2 protein-coding genes are annotated in these 409 nt (G+C 63.6%); both read right to left on the reverse strand.

Going from position 1 to position 409, the window contains the following annotated elements:
• Positions 1-251: radical SAM protein (locus ACM6I6_RS26205; protein WP_414920910.1), on the reverse strand; the 251-nt coding region annotated here is incomplete at its 3' end.
• A 13-nt stretch (positions 252-264) separates the two neighbouring features.
• Positions 265-409 (reverse strand): pyrroloquinoline quinone biosynthesis peptide chaperone PqqD (gene pqqD / locus ACM6I6_RS26210; protein ID WP_414920911.1); only part of this gene is annotated, 145 nt, incomplete at its 5' end.

Raw genomic sequence — 409 nt, forward strand, 5'->3', positions numbered from 1 at the left:
AGCTTGCGCGCTTCGGCAATCAGCTCGGCAAGGTCCTGGCGCACCAGGGGTTCGCCGCCGGAAAAACCCAGCTGCGCCGCGCCCATCTCCCGCGCTTCACGGAACACCTTGAGCCATTGTTCGGTGCTGAGTTCTTTGCCTTGCTCGGCGAAATCCAGCGGATTGGAGCAGTACGGGCATTGCAGCGGGCAGCGATAGGTCAGCTCGGCCAGCAGCCACAGGGGCAGGCCGATCTCGGGTGTGGGCGGCACTTGCCTGGATGAATCAGGCAAGTTCGATCCAGTGCTGCGCACGGGCAACCTCCATGAATTGCTCGATGTCGTCAGCGAGTTCGGGCACGCCCGGGAACTGCGTGTCGAGCTCATTGATAATCGCGGCGACGTCACGCTCGCCGTCGATCAAGCCGCCG

The sequence above is a fragment of the Pseudomonas sp. IT-P218 genome (genome assembly GCF_949767605.1).
In the GTDB taxonomy this organism is placed as follows: Bacteria; Pseudomonadota; Gammaproteobacteria; order Pseudomonadales; family Pseudomonadaceae; genus Aquipseudomonas; species Aquipseudomonas putida_AE.